Annotated in this window: 21 protein-coding genes; 6 read left to right on the forward strand and 15 right to left on the reverse strand. The window is 65.6% G+C overall.

Features of this window, described 5'->3' with window-relative positions:
* Window positions 1-67 precede the first annotated feature (67 nt).
* A complete protein-coding gene (locus tag AB7245_RS42040; protein WP_038933185.1) occupies window positions 68-751 on the forward strand; it encodes a response regulator in 684 nt (227 codons plus the stop codon).
* Complete coding sequence (locus AB7245_RS42045; protein WP_085399479.1) at window positions 748-2,685, forward strand: sensor histidine kinase; 1,938 nt, start codon at window positions 748-750, stop codon at window positions 2,683-2,685. The genes AB7245_RS42040 and AB7245_RS42045 overlap by 4 nt, the downstream gene beginning before the upstream one ends.
* A 137-nt stretch (window positions 2,686-2,822) precedes the next feature.
* On the opposite strand, the gene AB7245_RS42050 is transcribed toward AB7245_RS42045, so the two are convergent.
* Entirely contained in the window at window positions 2,823-3,104 is a 282-nt protein-coding gene (locus AB7245_RS42050) for a hypothetical protein (RefSeq protein ID WP_439035658.1), read from the reverse strand.
* Between the two features lie 226 nt (window positions 3,105-3,330).
* On the opposite strand from AB7245_RS42050, the gene AB7245_RS42055 reads away from it, so the two are divergent.
* Window positions 3,331-3,555 (forward strand): hypothetical protein, encoded by a 225-nt coding sequence (locus tag AB7245_RS42055; RefSeq protein ID WP_014491555.1) that lies wholly within the window; start codon window positions 3,331-3,333, stop codon window positions 3,553-3,555.
* 131 nt (window positions 3,556-3,686) lie between these two features.
* Here AB7245_RS42055 and AB7245_RS42060 read toward each other — a convergent pair whose 3' ends face one another.
* The 7 genes from AB7245_RS42060 to AB7245_RS42090 form a co-directional block, all read right to left on the reverse strand.
* Entirely contained in the window at window positions 3,687-5,579 is a 1,893-nt protein-coding gene (locus AB7245_RS42060) for a PQQ-binding-like beta-propeller repeat protein (RefSeq protein ID WP_085399480.1), read from the reverse strand.
* Between the two features lie 2 nt (window positions 5,580-5,581).
* Window positions 5,582-6,007, reverse strand: a complete 426-nt coding sequence (locus tag AB7245_RS42065; RefSeq protein ID WP_144030651.1) for a hypothetical protein — start codon at window positions 6,005-6,007, stop codon at window positions 5,582-5,584.
* Between the two features lie 50 nt (window positions 6,008-6,057).
* Window positions 6,058-6,279: a hypothetical protein gene (locus AB7245_RS42070; RefSeq protein ID WP_144030652.1), complete on the reverse strand. Its 222-nt coding sequence runs from the start codon at window positions 6,277-6,279 to the stop codon at window positions 6,058-6,060.
* A 130-nt stretch (window positions 6,280-6,409) separates the two neighbouring features.
* Window positions 6,410-7,093, reverse strand: coding sequence for a hypothetical protein (locus tag AB7245_RS42075; RefSeq protein WP_085399483.1), 684 nt, complete (start codon window positions 7,091-7,093; stop codon window positions 6,410-6,412).
* A gap of 87 nt (window positions 7,094-7,180) precedes the next feature.
* Window positions 7,181-7,888 carry a hypothetical protein gene (locus AB7245_RS42080; protein ID WP_085399489.1) on the reverse strand — a complete coding sequence of 236 codons (708 nt, stop codon included), beginning with the start codon at window positions 7,886-7,888 and terminating at the stop codon, window positions 7,181-7,183.
* Window positions 7,889-8,019: 131 nt separating this feature from the next.
* Window positions 8,020-8,268 carry a hypothetical protein gene (locus tag AB7245_RS42085; protein WP_028147356.1) on the reverse strand — a complete coding sequence of 83 codons (249 nt, stop codon included), beginning with the start codon at window positions 8,266-8,268 and terminating at the stop codon, window positions 8,020-8,022.
* A gap of 169 nt (window positions 8,269-8,437) precedes the next feature.
* Window positions 8,438-9,403: an NAD(P)H-dependent flavin oxidoreductase gene (locus AB7245_RS42090; RefSeq protein ID WP_085400971.1), complete on the reverse strand. Its 966-nt coding sequence runs from the start codon at window positions 9,401-9,403 to the stop codon at window positions 8,438-8,440.
* Between the two features lie 108 nt (window positions 9,404-9,511).
* Here AB7245_RS42090 and AB7245_RS42095 point away from each other — a divergent pair, with 108 nt between their 5' ends.
* A complete protein-coding gene (locus tag AB7245_RS42095) occupies window positions 9,512-11,074 on the forward strand; it encodes an AMP-binding protein (protein ID WP_085400969.1) in 1,563 nt (520 codons plus the stop codon).
* 422 nt (window positions 11,075-11,496) lie between these two features.
* Here the strand turns inward: AB7245_RS42095 and AB7245_RS42100 are convergent, their stop codons facing one another.
* The 7 genes from AB7245_RS42100 to AB7245_RS42130 all read right to left on the reverse strand — a co-directional run bounded on the left by AB7245_RS42100 (window position 11,497) and on the right by AB7245_RS42130 (window position 17,263).
* Entirely contained in the window at window positions 11,497-12,270 is a 774-nt protein-coding gene (locus AB7245_RS42100) for a thioesterase family protein (RefSeq protein WP_439035659.1), read from the reverse strand.
* 127 nt (window positions 12,271-12,397) lie between these two features.
* Window positions 12,398-13,366, reverse strand: coding sequence for an NAD(P)H-dependent flavin oxidoreductase (locus tag AB7245_RS42105; RefSeq protein ID WP_085400966.1), 969 nt, complete (start codon window positions 13,364-13,366; stop codon window positions 12,398-12,400).
* A gap of 155 nt (window positions 13,367-13,521) precedes the next feature.
* Window positions 13,522-14,922, reverse strand: a complete 1,401-nt coding sequence (locus AB7245_RS42110) for an aspartate ammonia-lyase (protein ID WP_014491544.1) — start codon at window positions 14,920-14,922, stop codon at window positions 13,522-13,524.
* Window positions 14,923-14,949: 27 nt separating this feature from the next.
* Entirely contained in the window at window positions 14,950-15,489 is a 540-nt protein-coding gene (locus AB7245_RS42115; protein WP_085400964.1) for a hypothetical protein, read from the reverse strand.
* 122 nt (window positions 15,490-15,611) lie between these two features.
* Window positions 15,612-16,214 (reverse strand): YqaA family protein, encoded by a 603-nt coding sequence (locus tag AB7245_RS42120; RefSeq protein ID WP_081369120.1) that lies wholly within the window; start codon window positions 16,212-16,214, stop codon window positions 15,612-15,614.
* 133 nt (window positions 16,215-16,347) lie between these two features.
* Window positions 16,348-16,752 (reverse strand): phosphoribosyl-ATP diphosphatase, encoded by a 405-nt coding sequence (hisE, locus tag AB7245_RS42125; RefSeq protein WP_439035660.1) that lies wholly within the window; start codon window positions 16,750-16,752, stop codon window positions 16,348-16,350.
* 133 nt (window positions 16,753-16,885) lie between these two features.
* On the reverse strand, window positions 16,886-17,263 hold the full coding sequence (locus AB7245_RS42130; protein WP_071909294.1) for a hypothetical protein: 378 nt from the start codon (window positions 17,261-17,263) through the stop codon (window positions 16,886-16,888).
* Between the two features lie 227 nt (window positions 17,264-17,490).
* Here AB7245_RS42130 and AB7245_RS42135 point away from each other — a divergent pair, with 227 nt between their 5' ends.
* Both AB7245_RS42135 and AB7245_RS42140 read left to right on the forward strand, forming a co-directional pair.
* Complete coding sequence (locus AB7245_RS42135; RefSeq protein WP_085400962.1) at window positions 17,491-18,540, forward strand: ABC transporter substrate-binding protein; 1,050 nt, start codon at window positions 17,491-17,493, stop codon at window positions 18,538-18,540.
* Window positions 18,541-18,631: 91 nt separating this feature from the next.
* Window positions 18,632-20,428, forward strand: a complete 1,797-nt coding sequence (locus tag AB7245_RS42140; protein WP_085400960.1) for a glucan ABC transporter ATP-binding protein/ permease — start codon at window positions 18,632-18,634, stop codon at window positions 20,426-20,428.
* The last annotated feature ends 85 nt before the right edge of the window (window positions 20,429-20,513 follow it).

The following is a 20,513-nucleotide window of genomic DNA, read 5'->3' on the forward strand; positions in this document are numbered from 1 at the left end:
GCGGCGTCCGCGCCGCGGCTAAACTTGGCCTCGCGCCGCGGGGGACACGCGGTGCGGGACGATGAACATGAGCGAACAGGGCGAGACGGGTGAGGCCATCACCATCCTCCTCGTCGAGGACGACGCGCCGACCTGCTGGCGGCTCCAGGATGCGCTGGTCAAGGCCGGCTACAAGGTGCGCAGCGCAGGAACGCTCGGCGAGGCGCGCCAGGCCCTGAACGGCGGCGCACCGCGCGTGCTGCTGACCGATCTGCGGCTGCCCGACGGCCATGGCATCGAGCTGATCCGCGAGACCCGGCAGCGCTTTCCCGACACCGAGATCATGGTGATCTCGGCGCTCGGCGACGAGGAGAGCGTGATCTCGGCGATCACCGTCGGCGCCACCGGCTATCTCCTGAAGGACGCCTTCCCGACCGACATCGCCACCACCGTGCGCGATCTGGTCGCCGGCCATTCGCCGATCTCGGCCTCGATCGCCCGTTTCATCGTGCGCAGAACGCAAGGCGCCGCGCCGAGTTCGGCCGAGCCGCCGCGCGGGCCCGTGCTCAACACCGCACGACTCACCCCGCGCGAGATCGATATCCTCTGGGGCATCGCAAAGGGTTTCAGCTACGCCGAGATCGCTAGCCATCTCGGCCTGTCCAGGCAGACCGTGCCCGGCCACATCAAGAACATCTATCGCAAGCTCGAAGTGCACACGCGCAGCGAAGCGGTGTTCGAGGCGGTGCAGCAGGGCCTGATCAAGCTGTGAGCGAGATTGCAGCGAAAGCACCTGCGCGACCGCGGCGCCGGCTGATCGCGGCGCGCCTCGTGCCCTATCTGCTGCTCCAGGCGCTGATCGTGATCGTCACCATCCAGGGGCTGCGGCTGCTCCAGCCCAGCGACCCCGACGATTTTGCCGTGAGCGAATTTTCGCTGCGGGAGGACGGCACGACCCGGGCGGTGACGTTGCCGCATTTCACGTCGTCGCGCTACGCGCTCCAGGACCCGCCGCTCTATTCGGGCACGTTCGTCTTCAAGCCCGATGCGGCAAACACGGCCTGGTCGGTCTTTCTGCCGCGCTTCAGCAATGGCGTGGAGGTCGCGGTCAACGGCGTCGCGATCCTGGACTCCCGGCGCGATCCCACCGCCAACCGGCCCGACCGCAACACGCCGGAGATCACAGTGATCCCGTCGTCGCTGCTGCGCGACGGCAGCAACGCCATCACCGTGCGGCTATTGGTGTGGGGTCCGCTGCGAGGCTTCCTCGACACCGTCTATGTCGGGCCGGACGAAAGCCTGCGGGGAGCCTACGAGACGCGCACGCTGCTGTTCGTGACGCTGCCCGTGGTGTTCTCGGCCTGGCAATCGTTGCTGGCGGTGATCCTCGCCATCATGTGGCTGATGCGACGCCGCGAGCCGGTCTATGGCGTGCTGGCGGCAGGAATGCTCGTCGGCGCGATGCAGGCCTTCGCGCCGGCGCCGCTGCCGCCCGCGCCTTATCCGCGGCTGGCCGCCATCCTGCTGGCGTCCGCGCCGATCGAGAGCGCGCTGGTCGTGACGTTCGCGGTGCTGTTCTTCGGCTGGCGCTGGCCGCGCTACGGGCTGCTGTTGTTCGCGCCGGGGCTCGTCATCCTGCTGGTCGGGCTCTTTGCGGGCCAGCCGATCCCGCGCATCACCTTCCTGTTCCTCGGCGTGCCGACCGTGGGCCTGTGCCTGATGCTGCTGGTCGTCATCCTGACGTGGGCGGTGATCAGGCGGCAGGACGCGGCGAGCTTTACCTTCGGCTGCGCCGTGACCATCGTGCTGACCTGCTGGTTTCACGACATGCTCTCGGCGTTCGAGTTCGTGCCGGACGATCGCACCTTCGTCACGCGGCTGTCCTATTCCGCGATGCTGGTGGCGATAGGCGCCGGACTGACCTGGCGCTTCGCCCGCGCGCTCAACGAGGTCGACAGCTTCGCCGGCCAGCTCATCGCACGCGTGCGCGAGGCGGAGGAGCGGCTGAAGGCAAGCTTCGCCCGCGAAGAAGAGCGCGCCCGTGCCGCCGCACTCGCCAACGAGCGCACGCGCTTGATGCGCGACCTGCATGACGGCCTCGGCGGTCAGCTCGTCAGCATCGTCGCGCTCTCCGAGCGTGGACACGAGGGCGCGACCATCACGGACGCTGCGCGCGCCGCGCTGAAGGATCTGCGCCTGGTCATCGATTCCATGGACGACATCGGCGGCGACCTGATGCTTGCGCTCGGCTCCTGGCGCGAGCGTGCGGCGGCACAATTGCGGCCACACGACGTCGCACTCGAATGGCACGTGGCGACGCCGCAGGGCCTGCCGCTCCATCCCGAACTGCGGCCATGGCACGTCATCCAGATCGTGCGCATCCTCGACGAGGCCGTGACCAACGCGGTCAAGCACGCGCAGGCGCGCCATATCGTTGTTACCATCGAGACGCTCGACGATGGCCAAGGAGATGGTGACCGGCCGTGTGGCATGATCAGCGTCGCGGACGACGGCAAGGGCTTTGCCCTGTCCGGCAACGGCGAAGCCGGCAGTGCGGGCCAGACCGCGCGGGGTCTGCGCAACATGCGAAGCCGCGCCGCGCGCTGCGGCGCGGTGCTGGATCTGGCCTCGGATTCCTCGGGGACGCGCGTGCGGCTGCAACTGCCGAAAATCTTTCCCGATAGCGACGCCGCCGCCGCGGGCTGAAAAGCCCCCTCCCCGAACGTGTGGGACGCACGGAGAGAGGGGACGGGCCGGATTATCGTCATGCGGAGGACGGGGGGGTCGTCCGCAGATCATCCTTTCGCCCGAAGCAATGCAATCAACTCAATCAAACGAGATCGTCAGCGCACGCCGACGCGATTGACCGGGCCTCCGCGATTCATCGGCGTTCCCGCACGAACGCCGACGCCGGGCTCGCCGACTCCGGGCGTCGCCACCGCGACCGCGGCGGCCGGCGCGACCACCACCGCCCCGGCCGGCCGCACCACGCAGCCCTTGGGCACGCCGACCGTCTTGCAATAGACCACCGCCTGCGCCGGGCTCGTGCCCAGCGACACCATCGCCGCGCCCGCGAGCATCATGACCGTCAGCCCGGCGCTCAGCGCTCCCACGTTTTTCGACATCTTGCTCTCCTGCTTCCCGTTCGGCGCCCCGATGCAATCACCGGGTTTCGCAGCCGACGTGCAGCCTGAATGGCAAAAGACGGCGCGCGGATACATGCCATGAAGATGGGGGTGCGCCGAGCGAGCCGATGCCATGAACATGGCATGGACCGGCAACGGCCCTCCGCGAGATGGTCCGGCTCACCCGATCCCAGCGGGACCCTTCACAATCCCAAAGAGGTGTTTCATGAAGACTTCAGTTCTTGCCGCGCTGCTGCTCGCTGCGGCCATCCTGCCCGCCGCTGCCCAATCCGGTCCGACGCCGCAGGAGCAGATGGCCTGCCGCGGCGACGCCGGCAAATTCTGCGCCGAACATATCGGCAAGCCGCCGCAGATGAATGCCTGCCTGCGCGAGAACAAGACAAAGCTCTCGGACGCCTGCCGCAAGGTGGTGGAGTCGCACGGCGGGTGATCTTCTTCCTTCCCTCCTGTGGGAGGTGCCTTGCCGATGGCAAGGCGGATGAGAGCTGCCTCGACGCACCAAGAGCAGAGACTCTCTGCCGCGAGCCACCCTCTCCCGCGAAGAAGGGAGAGGGACAGCAGCTAATTCGTCAGGCCATAGACGTCGATGCGGCCGTCATAAGTCGGGCGATAGATGCGGCCTTTCCAGACGATCGGACGGTTGAACTTGGGATGCATGAAGGCGTGCTCCGGGCCCCAGTCCTCGCTGTCCCAGATCACCTGGAGCCGTTTGGAACCATCCGGATTGGTGGCGAAATTCTGCGCATCGTAGACCAGGAAGCGGCCCGGACTGAGAATCATGTTGCTGTCCTGATAGGGCACCATCGCCACGATGATGCCATCAGTGCCGTTGTTGGCGGCAAGCGTGATGCTCCAGCCGGGCATGCCGCCCGGCGGACGCGGCGATTGCGGCGAGGCGATCTCGTTGCCCCCGGCGAGATAGGTCGTTCTCCCGTCGGCCGCAATCGACCATGCCCGCAAGGCGCTGTTCTCGCCGCCGACGAAATGCATGGTGCCGTGGGTGGCGGACTGGAACAGCAGCGGCGTGCCATGCAGATGCCGCGTCGCGCCGCCGGGAAACACGTTCAGCTCCATCGGTGACGCCGGCGCAGGCGGCACGGCGGGATCGAAATACGTGTACAGGATCGGTGGCATGAGAAGCCTGTTGTAGTTCGCCGCGAAATGGCCGGCCGCAAGTTCGCCCGGCTGCGTCTTGCCGAGCGCATTGGCATTGCCGGTGTAGAGGATGCCGTCCTTGCCCGCGGCCAGAATGGCATGGGCGGAGGCGACATAGACCGGACCGCCGGAACCGAAATCCTGGTCGCCCCACATCGACTCGTTCATCGCCTCCATGTGATGCGCCACGACCGGCGCGATCTGCGCATCGGTTGCACTGCGACCCGAGGTGACCGCGACATGCGGCATCTCGCGCGCATACCGAGGCTTCAGCGTCATTCCCATACGCCTTGCATGCGCGATCACGGAGGGCAGGGAAACGTTCGACGGCAGCGGCAGTTCGTCATTGTCGTCATCGTCGGCGGTTGCTGCGTCCGCAGCCGCGCCGACCCGGTTGGCGTCGGTCCATGGCGCCCACCACGACATGACTTCGAAATGCGCATGGCTTCCGGTGTGCAAGGCGAGCCGCACGATGCTCTCGCCGAAATCGCCATGCTGCGGCGAGAACGCTCCGTTGCCGGTGATGACGTAGATTGAACCGTCGGGAGCGAGGGCCGGGCCGGCCCCGCTCTGCCACAGCCCGCCGCCGGAGCCGGTGACGGTGGAGCACCACGACGCAGCGAGCCGCCAGGCATGGACGTCGACCGCGAGCAGCCAGCCGCGCGCCGTCTTCGAGGTCTCGGCGATCGTGCCGAAGGGGATCAGCACGTGGTTCCGCGTCAGCGTCAGGGCGCTGCGCTGCTTGCGCTGGGCCGAGACGAATTTCTGCACCGGCAGGCCGCTCGGCGGCGTGTAGACCGCGCCCTCCAGGTTCAGCAGCCCGTGCACCTTCGAGCCGTCGCGGATCCGCAGCGCCGCGAGGAAATGCTGCCCCTTGGCGACGCTGCCGTCGTCGCTGATCCAGGCGCAGGCATAGAGAATGCCCGCCCCCTCGTCGATCACCGGGGTCGAGAGAATGCCCCAATGGACGTTGGTCATGTGGCCGTCGATCGCCCTCGTTCCGACGATGGGACGCCCCAAGTTGGTCGCCCAGATCTTCTCGCCGGTCACAGCGTCGAATGCATAGACCCAATTGCCCATGCTGGCCTGGAAGATCAGGTCGCGGATCTTGCCGTCGGCTGTGTGCAGGCCGCCGACCGCCAGCGGCTGCGCCTCGAGCCTGGGATCGTCGGGAATCGGAAGGCTGAAGAGTTTGACGATGCCCCTGCTGCGGACGGCGGTCGCCGTCAGCACCGTCTCGGAATTGTTCGTACCGGTACGGGCACGGTCGTAGCTGCGGGTCGTGACGGAGGCGACCATGCTCAGGCTCCGTAGGCGAGGAGGCTTCCGGCCGCAATCAGGCAAGCCGCTGCAAGCGGTCGTACGTCGCGCAAGCCTGCGCGCCACCCGCGCGACACGACGGCTCCGCAGGCAAAGCCGAGCCCGGCCATCATCGCGCTCGACAGTGCGGCAACGGCCGGCGCATCAGGCGTGCGCGACACGAGATTGTCGATCGCCAGCAGCGGTGGCAGCACATAGAACCACCCCGGCGCATTCAAAAGACGTTGCGCGATGGGGTGGCGCACCACCAGCGATGCGCCGCACGCGATCAACAGGATCGCTGCGAGCCCGCCCGCGACCGGCATCGTGACGCCGAGCGCGGAACCCAGCGCATCGCAAGCGCCGAACATCAGAATGAGCGGCAGCACATGCGGTTGCGGAACGATGAGTGCGAGCGCAAAGGCCACGATGAGACTGTCCGCGGACGTCCACAACAGATGTATCGACATGGAAACCTCTAAAAGGTTTGCAATGCGAGATAAGTGAGGTCAGTCGAGAAGGCCGCCCCGTCGTCCGCCTTCGAGGGCAATTGCAGCGCGGTGAAACCGCGATTCCGCGCGTGTCGCGCGAGAAAGTGGAGCAGCCAGGCAATGCCGGCTCTATCAACCGGCGTCGGCACGGTGACGCCTTCGCGGTACGGCGCGAAGAAGCGACCCCGAGCTAACAGCGCTACGCCCATGACGAGGCCTTTGGCTAGCCACGCCAATCATGCATTGAACGGAGATCGTCTGGAAGTTGAAATTCGAGGCAAGCGCGTCCGCAGAACGAACCGTCGCTCACGATCGCGTGCACGACGGCGAGGATGGGCGCTAGTCGTCGTCGGGCCCGAACAGCCTGATCTGCGGCAAGCCGCTGCGCGGCCGGCTCGCGACATCGCGCGCATCGGAATCTTCGCGGATGTTGCGCGCGACGTCATCCCAATCGGTGCGGTCGCGCATGCCGCGCGGCTCGCGGGGATCGTAGTGCCGGCGCTCGGCCCAGCGCTCGCGGCGCTCCATGCGGCGCCGTTCGGACGCGGCGCGCTTCATGTCGGAATCTCTGGCCTTGGCATAGGCGTTGTCGGGTGAGGATGGCGGCTCTGTCGATGCCTGCTGCTCGGCAGGCTTTGCGACTTGCGGAGGCAATGCCGGTGCCGGCTTGGGCGGCTCGGCCGCGGCCGCCTGGGAAGGCTGCGGCGCTGGCGGCTCGGCGTTCGCTTGCCTTGCCTGCGTGTCGGGCTTTGCGGGTTCGGATTTGGCTTCGGCCTGCGCCGGCGCGGCGATCATGGCGCCGAAGGCTTGCGAGCCGGTGAGATATTGCAAGCGCTCGGAAGGCGCGTCCGTCATCGCGGGTTTGGCAGCTTCAGCGCGCTGCGCCATCTTGCTCGTGTCCGGCCCCTGCTTGGGCGCGACCGGATTCATGATATTGCCGGCGACGATGCCGCCACCGAGACCAATGGCGATGGCCGCGACGATCGTTCCGGCACCGACGAAATAAGCTGTCGAGGCGCGCATTGGTCCACTCCCTCTTTGGAGCGGGCAACGTTTGTCGATTGCCGGATGTTCCCGATGCGGGACGCAGTTCCCGGAGGAACTTGCGCGTCAGATCTGCTGCGCGACTTTTTCAAGCCCGATGATTCGGGCGAGCTTGCGAACTTCTTCCTTCTGATCCTCGCGCAGCTGGAACAGCAGCGGCATTGCGGCCGACTTCAACTGCTGGACCTCGTCGCAGTTCGGATCGATCGGCACGCCCGGCGCGTTCGGATTGGAGAGCTTGTTCGCGGAGATCTTGCGGACGACATTGCGCAGCGCGGTCTCGACCGAGGGCCAGTAATATTCCTGCGACGACGACAGTTTCAGGCGATCTCTGATGCCCGCGATCTGCACGTCGGACAGCAACGAATAGTTTTTCTGCGGCTGCGGCTTGGCGGCGGCTTTCGGCTTGGCCGGAGCTTCGACGGGAGCCTCTGCGGCAGCGGGCGCTTCATGCACACTCGCCTTGGGCATCGGGAAATCGGCGGGCGTTGCGGCGGCAAACGCCTGGCGCAGCGGCTCGGTCAGCACCGGCGCCTGCGAAAGCTTGTCGGCGGAGACCTGGACCGGATCGATCGCGGCCGAGGCCAGTGCCAGCGTCGGGACCAGGCGGTCGGCCTTGGCGGCGCGATTTGTCGAAAGCTGCTTGGGCGGCGGGGCCTGCGTGATCATCTCCGCGCTGACGCTGGGCACGCTGTCACGGCCGAGGATGGCGGTGGTGGCGGCGCCGAGGACGAGGAAACAGGTCAGCACGACGATGGTGATGGCTTTGGACAAACGTCTCTCCAGGCCCAGCTTCAAGTCCACGTGACGAGTGCCCGGAAACTGGGCGGTAAATAAGGCTTAACCGAGCCATCGCGACGGCAATCGCGCGGACTGTGGCGACATGCCCCGAAATCTCAAGGAAATCAGGCAGCTAGCGCCAGGTCGTAGGCATCCTGGATGTCGGCGACGATCTCGGAGGCCTCCCAGACCGCGCGCGGCTCGACCGATTGCAGCGTCACCGTCCAATTGCCGCCCCGGCGGGTGCGGGGGACGCTGAGGATGTCGAAGCGCACGTTGCGGCACAGCGGATGACGGGCCAGAGCATGGGCCACGCGGACCCGGATTTCGTCCAGCGTCGCGGCTGTCTTGCTATTGAGAAAATCGAAGTCCATCGCCTGTCCCTCTCGGTCCTGATTGGCGGCCGTGAGGGGGATTCTTGGCGGGCGTTGGTTAATCTGCCGTTAAGTACGGGGCCGCGGAGGAGCGCTCGATTAACTGTGATCGGGAGCGACGGCCCCTCCTCTCCCTCCCCCGCAAGCTGGGCGAGGGGAAGGACGCCGCCTACCGCCCGCCCGCATCGCGATATTCGGCGAGGGTCCGCGCCACGAGATCGTCGACCGCCATCACGTCGGTCACGCCCGATGTCGCGTGTCCCCCGCTCCAGATATCGCGCCAGCGTTTCGGGCGGTTTTCGCGCGCGTCGACGTCAATGTCCTTGCCTATATCGATCGCGCCACGTGCCGGCAGATCGTCGGGATCGAGGCCCGCAGCCAAGATCGACGGCTTCAGCATGCTGGTCTGCAACCCCGTGAACGCGGTGGTCAGCAGGATGTCGTCGGCGCTGCTGTCGACCAGCATCTCCTTGTGGCGCTCGTCCGCCATGCTCTCGCGCGTCGCGATGAATTTCGTGCCCATGTAGCCGAGATCGCAGCCGAGGACTTCAGCCGCACGCAGCGCGCGGCCGTCGCTGATGCCTCCGGCGAGCACGATGATGCCGTCAAAGAATGCGCGCACCGCGCGGACGAAAGCGAACGGATTGAGCCAGCCGGTCTGCCCGCCTGCGCCCGCGGTGAGCAGCACCAGCCCGTCGGCGCCGGCTTCCGCCGCACGCTGGGCGTGGCGGATCGAGGCCACGTCCGCCAGCACCAGCGCGCCGGCATCGTGCAGCGGCTTCAACACCGGCGCGGGCGATCCAACAGAGGTGATGACGATCTCCGGCTTGTGTCGCAGCAGCACCGCGAGATCCTGCTCCAGCCGCGCGTTGGAGCGATGCACGATCAGGTTCGGGCAAAGCGGCGCGGCCTTACGACCTGTGTGATCTTCGTGTTGCCGCAGTCGCGTTTCGATCTCGGTGAGCCACGCCTCGAGCTGTTCCGTGCCGCGGCAATTCACGGTGGGGAAGCTGCCGATCACGCCATTGCGACAGGCCGCGACCATGAGCTCGACGCCCGACACCAGAAACATCGGCGCCGCGATCAAGGGCAGAGCGAGACGATCACGGAAGTGTTGCAGTCGATCGGATGTCACTCACGCCTCCTTGCACGGGCTTTGTCGTTCCATCCCGCATTCTCTGTGCTAGCGTTGCGCACAAACATTGGCACGTCAAAAGCCGATGACAAAACAACGGGGAAACATATGTCCGATCCGCTCCACGCATCGTCCCCGACTTGCGCGCAGACGCTGCGGGCACTGTCGCGCTATCCCGGCCGCACCGCTTTCGCCTGGCCCGGTGGATCGCTGAGCTATCAGGGCACCATCGACCTGATCGGACGCATCCAGGCCGTGTTCATGCGGCTGGGCTTGCAGCCCGGCGCGCGCGTCGCGTTCCTCACCGCGAACCGTGCCGACACCTGGTGCGCCGGTGTCGCCGCGCAATTATCCAGGCTCTGCGTCACCTGGCTGCATCCGCTGGGATCGAGGGCAGACCAGCTCTTCCAGCTCGAGGATTCCGAGGCCGAGATGCTGGTGGTCGATGCCGCCACCTTCCGCGATCGCGGCGGCGAGCTTGCCGCGAGTGCGAGCCGGCTCAAGGCGGTCTTCACCACGGGACCGGCCGACTATGGCGTCGACCTGTTGCAGGCGATCGAGATCGAAGGCTACGCCGGCGCGCATTGCTTCGCCGGCCCCGACGATCTCTCAACGCTGAATTACACCGGTGGCACGACCGGAAAATCCAAGGGCGCACTGCGCTATCACCGCGAGAACGCCGGTGGTGCTGCCGCGATCCTCGCCGACTTCGAGATCCCTGACACCCCGCACTACCTCGCGGTTGCCCCGATCAGCCATGTCGCCGGCACGAAAGTAGTGCCGACCCTGATGCGCGGGGGCACCGTGCACATGCTGAAAGGCTTCGATCCCGAGGCGGTGCTGGCGACGATCGCGCGCGAGCGCATCAATTTCACGCTGTTCGTGCCGACCATGATCTATGTGCTGCTCGATCATCCCGCGCTGAGCAGGACCGATCTGTCCTCACTCGAGCTCGTGCTCTACGGCGCCTCCGCGATGTCGCCGAGCCGGCTGGTCGAGGGCATCGAACGCATTGGGCCGGTGTTCTCGCAGCTTTACGGGCAGACCGAATGCTATCCGATTTCGGTGCTGCGAAAGGCTGATCACGATCCCAGGACGCCGGAGCTGTTCCTGTCCTGCGGCTTCCCGATCTCGACCTGCGAGGTCAGGATTCTCGACGACAACGACCAGGAAGTAAAGACGGGCGAAGCCGGCGAGATCTGCGTGCGCGCGCCGCATGTCATGGCCGAATACTGGAAGCGGCCCGACATCACGGCCGAGACGCTGAAGCATGGTTGGGTCCACACCGGCGACGTCGCGCGCAAGGACGAGCGCGGCTACATGTTCATCCTCGACCGCAAGAAGGACATGATCGTCTCCGGCGGCTTCAACATTTTTCCGCGCGAGGTCGAGGACGTGCTGTCGCAGCATGCGGATGTCGCGATGGTCGCGGTCGTCGGCATTCCCGACGAGAAATGGGGCGAAGCCGTTACCGCCATCGTCGTGCCGCGTGAGGGGGCACAGCCCGATCCGGACGAGCTGATCAATCTGGTGAGGACGCGAAAAGGCTCGGCACATGCACCGAAGCAGATCCAGTTCGTCAAGCAGCTGCCGATGACCGGCGTCGGCAAGGTCGACAAGAAGGTGCTGCGCGCGGGCTTCTGGAGTGGACGGGACCGGATGGTGGGGTAGTCATCCCCGATCTGCAACTTGTGGCAGGTAGCACCGCACGTATTCCCGCGGCCGCACTCCGGGGTTCTACGGGTCGCTGTGACCCGCGAACAACAGCTCGGAAGGGACTTTTCAGGCACGCCGTCCGCGCAATTGCAGGCGAATCAACGAATCAATTAGACCGCTGACGGGGCTGGGAAGCGGAGTATCAAATGAGAGTCGCTTCCTTGGAAAGTGCGTTGGCCGCGATCACGTTGATCACGGCTATCATCGTCCTGCTGTGGGAGATCAAGATCGTCTACGGCAGCTGAACTGGCAGGACGCTGGCGTCGAACAGAGACCTCCGGACAAGAAGAGGTTCGCGACCAGGGCATCCCTTCCGCGGCGGCGGAAGTCTGCCGTTCCATCGGCGCAAGGAGCGATCACGGCGCTTGCCGACACGCTTACCGCTTTTCGATCACCAGACTCTGCACCGCCCGGCCGAAATAGCCGCGACGATCCGCGAGCCGCGACATCGCGAGGCCGGCGCCGTCGGGACCGATCCAGGATTCGCCGTCGAGCAAGATCCACTCGCCGACCGGCTGGCGCGATAGGTTCACAGTAAGGTCGGCATTGATGTAGGTCCAGGCGCGGAAGTCGAGCGTCGAGGCGGTGCCGTTGGAGAAATCGGCAGCGACCACGGCGCGCATCGCCTGCGAGACCGCTTCGCCTTCGACCAGCGGATGGTCGAGGCGAAACCAGATCGCGCCGGCCCCGGCCTGGCCGAACCGGCCGCGCGCGGCGCGCATCGAGACCATGCCTGCGAACGGACTGGTCGCGCCATGGCCGTCCTCGACCAGCGAGTCCTCGAGCGACGGCAGCGTGACCGGCAACTCCTTGACGTCGTCCGGCAAAGGCTGTGATTGCCGCTTGATCTTGAGCACGGTGGCATCGACGACCTGAATACCGTCGGCGAACAACTTGATCTCGCAGAGCTGGATCTTGCGCCCCTCGCGCAAAACCTCGCTCTCGATCGTGAGCGGCGCCACCGGCACCGGGCGCATCAATTCGATGGTGACGCGCGCAACATTCATCGGCACCGGCGTCGGAATGCGTTCCGCCGCCCACGTCACCAGCGCGGACGGCGCTGAGCCGTGCTGCATGCGCCGGTCCCACGGACCGGCAGCATTAGGGCTGGTGACGACGTTGTTGCCGTCGACGCGGTAGATGGCGGTCATGTTTGCACGGTATCTCGGCTGGCGTCCCCCGGACGCAGCGCAGCGCCGGGGTCATGTGCTGCAGCGATGGGTCCCGGCTCTGCGCAGCAGCGTTGCGCGCTGCAGCGCGTCCGGGACACGAGAGCGGTTAGAGCGGCGGATCGATCGCCTCGTCATATTCCTTCTTGAAGCGCGCGATCAGATCGGCGGCGGGGATGATGCCGTCGACGCTGCCGATGCCCTGGCCCGAACCCCAGATCTCCTTCCAGGCTTTCGGCTTGGCGCGCTCGCCGGAGGCATCCGTGCCGAAGTTCATCTTGGACGGATCGGACGTCGGCAGGTTTTCCGGATCCATGCCGGCCGCGAGGATCGACGGCTTCAGATAGTTGCCGTGCACGCCGGTGAAGAGGTTGGAGTAGACGATGTCGTCGGCCGTCGAGCCCGCGATCATCTCCTTGTATTTCTCGACCGCGTTGGCTTCCTTGGTCGCAATGAAGGCCGAGCCGATATAGGCGAAGTCGGCGCCGAGGATGCGCGCGGCGCGGATCGCCTTGCCGTTGCCGATCGCACCCGACAGCGCGATCGGGCCATCGAACCATTTTCGCGTTTCTGCAACGAAGGCCAGCGGCGAGATGGTGCCGGCATGGCCGCCGGCGCCGGCCGCAACCAGGATCAGGCCATCGGCGCCCTTCTCGATCGCCTTGTGGGCGAACTTCTGGTTGATCACGTCGTGGAAGACGATGCCGCCCCAGCCGTGCACCGCTTGATTGAGCTCCTCGCGCGCGCCGAGCGACGAGATGATCATCGGCACCTTGTACTTGGCGCAGAGCTGCATGTCGTGATCGAGCCGGTTGTTCGACTTGTGCACGATCTGGTTCACCGCGAACGGCGCCGACGGCTTGTCGGGATGGGCACGGTCATGGGCCGCGAGCTCTTCGGTGATCCGCGCCAGCCATTCGTCGAGCAGCTCCGGCGGCCGTGCGTTCAGCGACGGAAACGAGCCGACCACGCCGGCCTTGCACTGCGCGATCACGAGATCGGGCACCGAGATGATGAAGAGCGGCGAACCGATCACGGGGATCGACAAGCGCCCCTTGAACAAGGCAGGCATGGACATAGGCGAAACGATCCTTTGGTGGCGAGCAAATCGAAAGCTGGAGGCCATACCAACAAGGCAATCTTTCCACTGTCAAGTATTGCGTTTTGACGCCGTGGCGGATGCCGTTACCGCAATTCCAACATGCGGAATTCGCTACGCAAACGCGGGCGGCATCACCCGATCAAATCCGGATTGATCAGCCGCTCGAACGAGAACATCTCGTCCCATTTCTCCTGCGTCAGCAGCTTGCGTTCGACCACCACGATCTGGTGCAGCGACTTGCCGCTCTTGTAGCCCTCGCGCGCGATCTCGGCGCATTGCTTGTAGCCGAGCAGCGGCTTCAGCACCGTAACGATGCCGAGCGAGTTCAGCACCATGTTGCGGGTGTGCTCCTCGTTGGCGGTGATGCCGACAACACAGTTCTCGCGCAGGCTGTTGACCGCGCGCTCCATGGTGCGGATCGAGAAGAACAGCGCGAACGAGATCACCGGCTCCATCACGTTGAGCTGAAGCTGGCCGGCACTTGCGGCCAGCGTCACCGTGGTGTCGAGGCCGATGACGAGGAAGCTGGTCTGGTTGACGACCTCGGGGATGACAGGGTTGACCTTGCCCGGCATGATCGACGAGCCCGGCTGGAGCTGCGGCAGGTTGATCTCGTTGAAGCCGGCGCGCGGGCCCGAGGCCAGCAGGCGGATGTCGTTGCAGATCTTCGTCAGCTTGCTCGCCGTGCGCTTGAGCACGCCGGAGAGCTGCACATAGGCGCCGGTGTCCGAGGTCGCCTCGACGAGATCGCCGGCGAGGATGAAGTCGACGCCGGTCAGCGCGCTCAAATGCCGGACCGCGAGTTTTGGATAGCCGACAGCCGCAGTGACGGAGGTGCCGATCGCGGTGGCGCCGAGATTGATCTCGCGCAGCAGCGCGCGCGCCTCGGAGATGCGGTCGACCTCCTCGCCGATCGTGGTGCCCCAACCGCGGAATTCGGCGCCGAGCGACATCGGCACGGCGTCCTGAAGATGCGTGCGCCCCATCTTCAGCACGCGCTCGAACTCGCGGCCCTTGGTGAAGAAGGCCTCCTGGAGCTGGCGCAGCGCCGTCATGTAGCTCTCGAGCCGCAGGATCAGCGCCAGCCGGAACGCGGTCGGATAGGTGTCGTTGGTCGACTGGCCGTAATTGACATGGTCGTTCGGGCTGACATGCTGGTAGTCGCCCTTGCTGAAGCCGAGCGATTCCAGCGCGAGATTGGCGATCACCTCGTTGGCGTTCATGTTGGTGGAGGTGCCGGCGCCGCCCTGGATGAAGTCGGTGACGAACTGATCCATCATGTCGCCGGCGATGACGCGGTCGCAGCCCTGGATGATCGCGTCCGCAACTTTCGCATCGACCGCGCCGAGGTCGCGGTTGGCCATCGCGGCAGCCTTCTTGACGTAACCGAGCGCCTTCACGAAGTAAGGCTCCTGGTTCATCGGAATGCCGGTGATGTGGAAGTTCTCCTTCCCGCGGATGGTCTGGACGCCGTAGTAGATGTCGTCGGCGATCTCGCGCTGTCCGAGGAAGTCCTGCTCCGTGCGGCTCATGGGCGCTCCTTTGCTGGCGCTACGTCCTCAGTTCTGGCACAGCGCGCTGGTGACGAAGGTATCGGTGCGGCAGTCATCCGGTTTGCGTTGCCGGCCCGGGATCAGAACCTTGGCCGAGCATTTTTCCGCGGAATCGGCGTTCAGGCTCTTGCCTTCCTTGTAGCCCTTGCTCTGGCAGAGCTGGTCGGCGGCCTGCTTGCAGTCGGGCGCGCCATTCGACGAGGCGGGGCAGGCCATGCGCCCCGACACCATGGCCGACGGCGTCGCCAGCCGCGACAGGTCGTTCATGGTCTCGCTCGGGCTTTTGATCGGTGGCAGGATCGAGGGCAGCTTGTCGAACAGCTTGCCCATTTCGTTGATCAGTCCGGGATTTTCCTCGCGCGCCGGCGGCGACGAAGGAGCTGATGTCGAGGGCGGCGGCGCGGTCTGCGGTCCCTGCTCCTGCAAGCCGAGCGCCGGCGGCGCGGATTGCGGCCAGCTGGTGCTGCCGGCACCGAGCAGGAGCGAAAGCACTGCGAATATCAGCGTCCCCGGTCGGAGGACCGGATTGCCGGATCGAACCATCATGACGGCAACCGTAGCCGAACCCGGCGCAGCGGCAAAGCGCGGGGTTATTGAGCGAACATGATCTTTGCGGAGAACGGCTTCACACGTTGCGCTGAGGCGGCCCTTCGGGTCCGGATCATTCCCTAGATCAGCTTGACCGCTACGACGAAGCCGAGCACCAGCACGGCGGCGCCGAGCGCCACCCAGAGACCGAGATGCTTCTCGATCCTGACGCGGATCCAGTCGCCATAGCGGTTGAGCAGGATCGCGACGATGAAGAAACGGCCGCCGCGCGCGACGATCGAGCACAGGATGAACAGGCCGATATTGTAACCGGCAAAGCCCGAGGTGATGGTGACGAGCTTGTAGGGGATCGGTGTCAGGCCCTTGAGCAGGATGATCACCGCGCCCCATTCCGCATAGGAGGCGCGGAAGGCATCGACCTTGTCGCCGAGACCATAGACCTGGATCAGCCAATGGCCGACCGAGTCAAACAGCAGCGCACCGATGGCGTAGCCCAGCAGACCGCCCACCACCGAGGTCGCGGTGCAGACCGCGGCGTAGAGCCAGGCGCGCTGCGGGCGCGCCAGCGACATCGGGATCAGCATCACATCCGGCGGGACCGGAAAGAAGGAGCTTTCTGCGAAAGCCACGGCTCCCATGATCCAGAGCGCGTAGGGCTTGTGGGCGGCGTCGATGCACCAGTCGTAGATACGTTTCAGCATGGCGCCGCGATGAAGCACCATGGGACGGATTTGTCCATCGCGAGTTTTGTGACGATTTGGCGTGATCCGGAACAGTGTGTCGCGGTTTTCCGAAAGATCGCGCGCAAACAACAACCTAAAGCGCGATGACGCTTTGCTCCGGTTTCACCGCGCTTTAGTGGCGCTTGCGCGAGACGCGCCCTTCCAGCGCGACAATTGGCCGCCTGGCGGCAACGCGCGGTGACGCGAGTTTGGGCAGCTTCATCGGCGACTTCGGCAGCTTCTCGGCAATGCCGAGCATGTCTTCCCGCCGCGCCATCTCGCGCCAGACATCCTCCGGGCGCACGCCGGCCGAGGCCCAGAGCACCGTGAGATTGTAGAGCAGGTCGGCGCTTTCCCGGATCACGGCCTCGCTATCGCCATTGACCGCGTCGATGACGACCTCAATGGCTTCTTCGGCCAGTTTCTTCGCCATTTTGGATGGCCCACGCTGAAACAGCCGGGCGGTACGCGATGTTGCCGGATCAAGATCCTTGGCCGCGAGCACAGCCAGATATAGCCGCTCAAGCGAATCACTCATGGTACTCAAAACTACCCTAAACCAATGGCGAGCGCGTTAACGCGCAGGGTTAAAAGCGAAAAACAGGCCGCCGCGGCAAGCGCGACGGCCCGTTGTGGTCAAGACTTGGTAGCCAAGGACTTGGTAGCCAAGGCTAGTAGCAGTTCTGCATGTAGCCCTGGCCACAGAGCTCCGACGGAGCCGTGCCGCCATAGCGCTGATATTGGTAGTTCGGGCCCGGGCCGTAGTAAGGACCGTAGGCGGGGCCACTGTAATAGGCAGGGCCGCCGTAATAGCCATAACCCGGACCCGGACCGTAATCATAAGCGTAGGCGTCACGGGTCGCAGCGATCGCAAGGCCGGTGCCGATGATGCCGGCAAAGGCCGCGGCAGCCGCAGCACCGCCGCCACCGCCATGCCAGTGGCGGCCGCCTGCGTATGAGGCGGTCGGGGCGACCGCGGTCAGCGCCAGCACCGCGGCGGTGGCAAAGACGGCCTTGCGGCCGGCAAATCTCGAAAATCGGTCAAACATGTCCTGGACCCTCCTTGGGACCTCGAATGGTGCCTGACGACAGGCTCATGTCTTTCAAACACCCGCAGCCCATGTTGGGTTCCGGAACCCCAACAGAAGCTGAACGGGGTTGCGTCATGATCACGCAACCCCCGCTCATCCGCCGTTCATGTTGGCGCGCGCAGGCTCGTCGCTGGCCGGCGCTGCGAGCGTCACGAAACCACAACAATGCGGGACCGGCGCCACTGATGTTTGCATTCAAGACGATCGCCCTTCGCGGCCTGCTGGCCATTGCAATCTCGCTCGCCGCGCTGGCTGCGCGCGACGTCAGCGCGGCCGAGACTGCTGCGCCGTCCACCGCGATCCACTTCACATTCGATCGTCCTGTCGATGCGAGCATGGCGCCGTTCTTCCTTGCCGCGAAGGACGGCAATTTCGGCGCCGAGCGTCTCAACGTGTCCTTCAAGAGCGCCACCGGATCGCCGGAGGCGCTCGCGCGCGTCGCCAAGGGCGACAGCGAGCTCGCGCTCGTCGACATCAACGAGCTGATCCGCTTTCGCGACAAGGACGATGCGGCGCCGGTCAAAGCCGTGTTCGTGTTGTTCAATCGCGCGCCTTACGCGATCGTCGCGCGCAGGAGCCGCGGCATTCACTTGCTGCCCGACCTCGACGGCAAGACCGTCGGCGTCGCCGACGGCGATCTGTCGATGCGGCTGTGGCCGGCGCTGGCGCAGCAGAACGGCATCAACGCGTCGCAAGTGAAATTCCACAAGATCAGCGCCGCGGTCCGCGAGCCGCTCCTCTCCGCGGGCCAGGTCGATGCCGTCGCCGGCTTCAGCTATCTCTCGGCGGTGAACCTGCGCGACCGCGGCGTGCCCGGTGGCGATCTCGTGGTACTCCGCTATGCCGACTATGGCTGCGAGGCCTACGGCTTCGCCGTTGTGGCCAACCCCGCTTTCGCCGCCGCGAAGCCCGACGCCGTGAAGGGCTTCGTCCGCGCATTGATCGCCGGCGTCAACGCGACCATCAAAGAGCCGGCCCGTGCGGCGGACGAAGCCACGAGCCGGATCGACGACGGCGACCGCGACCTCGAGCGGGAACGCCTGCGCAGCGTGCTCATCGACAACATCCTGACGGACGAGGTCAAGCGCAACGGCCTCGGCGGCATCGACCCGGCGCGCCTGGACCGCTCGATCGACCAGATCGCGCAGGATTTCAAATTTCGCAAACGGCCGGCGGCCGGCGATATCTTCGACGACCGGTTCCTGCCGCCGGTCGCGGGACGACTGATCAACTGAGCAAAACCCGCAGCTTCCGCTGTATCTCGCGGGCGATCCCTGATTAGAATGTGGACTCACCTCGTTCGATCCGCCTGAGTTCCTCGCCCGCATGTCCATTTTCAGCCTCTACACCCGCGTTCTCGAGCTGCTCGGCAAGGAGGCGCGGCTGGGCTGGCTGCTGGCGTTCGCCAATCTGCTGCTCGCCGCCTCGCAGTTCGCGGAACCCGTGCTGTTCGGCCGGATCGTCGACGTGCTCTCCGGCAAGTCGGTCGCCGGGTCGAATTCGGCCTGGCCGTTCCTGCTGGCCTGGGTGGCGTTCGGGCTGTTCACCATCGGCTGCAGCGCGATCGTGGCTTTGCAAGCCGACCGGCTCTCCCACCGCCAGCGCCAAGCGGTGCTGACCGACTATTTCGAGCATATTCTGCAACTGCCGCTGACCTTCCACTCAGGCACCCATTCGGGCCGGCTCATGAAGGTGATGCTCAACGGCACCGATGCGCTGTGGCGGTTGTGGCTCGGCTTCTTCCGCGAGCACTTTGCCGCGATCCTGTCGGTCGTGGTGCTGCTGCCATTGTCGCTCTACCTGAACTGGCGGCTCGCGGTCCTGCTGTTCGTGCTCTGCGTCGTCTTCACCGCGCTGACGACCTTCGTCGTGCGCCGAACCTTCGGCATGCAGATGCAGGTCGAGGAGCACTACAGCGAGCTCTCCGCGCGCGCCTCCGACGCGCTCGGCAACGTCGCGCTGGTGCAGAGTTTTGTGCGCGTCGAATCCGAGGTGAAGGGCTTGCGCTCCGTCGCTGATGACCTGCTCGCGGCGCAGATGCCGGTGCTGTCGTGGTGGGCGCTCGTCACCGTCATCACGCGCGCCTCCACCACCATCACGGTGCTCGCGATCTTCACGCTCGGCATCGCGCTGCACGACCAGGGGCTGACCTCCGTCGGCGAGATCGTGATGTTCGTGAGCTTCGCGACGATGCTGATCCAGAAGCTCGAGCAGGTCGTGAGCTTCATCAACAACGTGTTCATGGAAGCCCCGCGGCTGCGCGAGTTCTTCAACGTGCTCGACGCCGTGCCCACAGTCCACGACCGCCCCGACGCGATCGATGCGGGGCGGCTCTCCGGCCTCGTCGAATTCAACGACGTCACCTTCTCCTATGACGGCAAGCGGCCGGCGGTCGAGGACCTCTCCTTCACCGCGCTGCCCGGCCAGACCATCGCGCTGGTCGGTGCGACCGGCGCCGGCAAGTCGACCGCGATCGCGCTTCTGCATCGCGCCTTCGATCCGCAGTCCGGCTTCATCAGGATCGACGGCATGGACGTCCGCGGCGTGACGCTGACGTCGCTGCGCCGGAACATCGGCGTGGTGTTCCAGGAGGCGCTGCTGTTCAACCGCTCGATCGCGGAGAATTTGCACGTCGGCAAGCCGGATGCGACCGAAGCGGAGATGCGCAAGGCCGCGGAGCGCGCGCAGGCGCTCGAATTCATCGAGCGCAGCGGCGGCTTCGAGACCAACGCCGGCGAGCGCGGCCGCATGCTCTCCGGCGGCGAGCGCCAGCGGCTGTCGATCGCCCGCGCGCTGCTGAAGGATCCGCCGATCCTGATCCTGGACGAGGCCACCAGCGCGCTCGACGCCGTCACCGAGGCCAAGGTGAACGCCGCTCTCGACGAAGTGATGAAGGGACGTACCACGTTCGTGATCGCCCACCGTCTCTCCACCATCCGCAACGCCACGCGGATCCTGGTGTTCGAGAACGGCCGCGTGATCGAAAGCGGAACTTTCGATGAACTCGTGGCCAAAGGCGGCCATTTTGCCGAGCTCGCCAGGGCCCAGTTCATGGTTCAGGAAAATGCACGGGCCAGCGTGACGGCCGCTGAGGCTGCGGCGACTGCGGTCAAGTCCCCATAGCATCGTCGAAATTCGGCCTATTTCATCACGGAATACCCGGCCGAAGCCCCTATTCTCGACGCACAAGCCGGTATAGGTTTGCGAC

This window comes from Bradyrhizobium sp. 604_D8_N2_3, from assembly GCF_051810765.1.
GTDB lineage: Bacteria > Pseudomonadota > Alphaproteobacteria > Rhizobiales > Xanthobacteraceae > Bradyrhizobium > Bradyrhizobium barranii.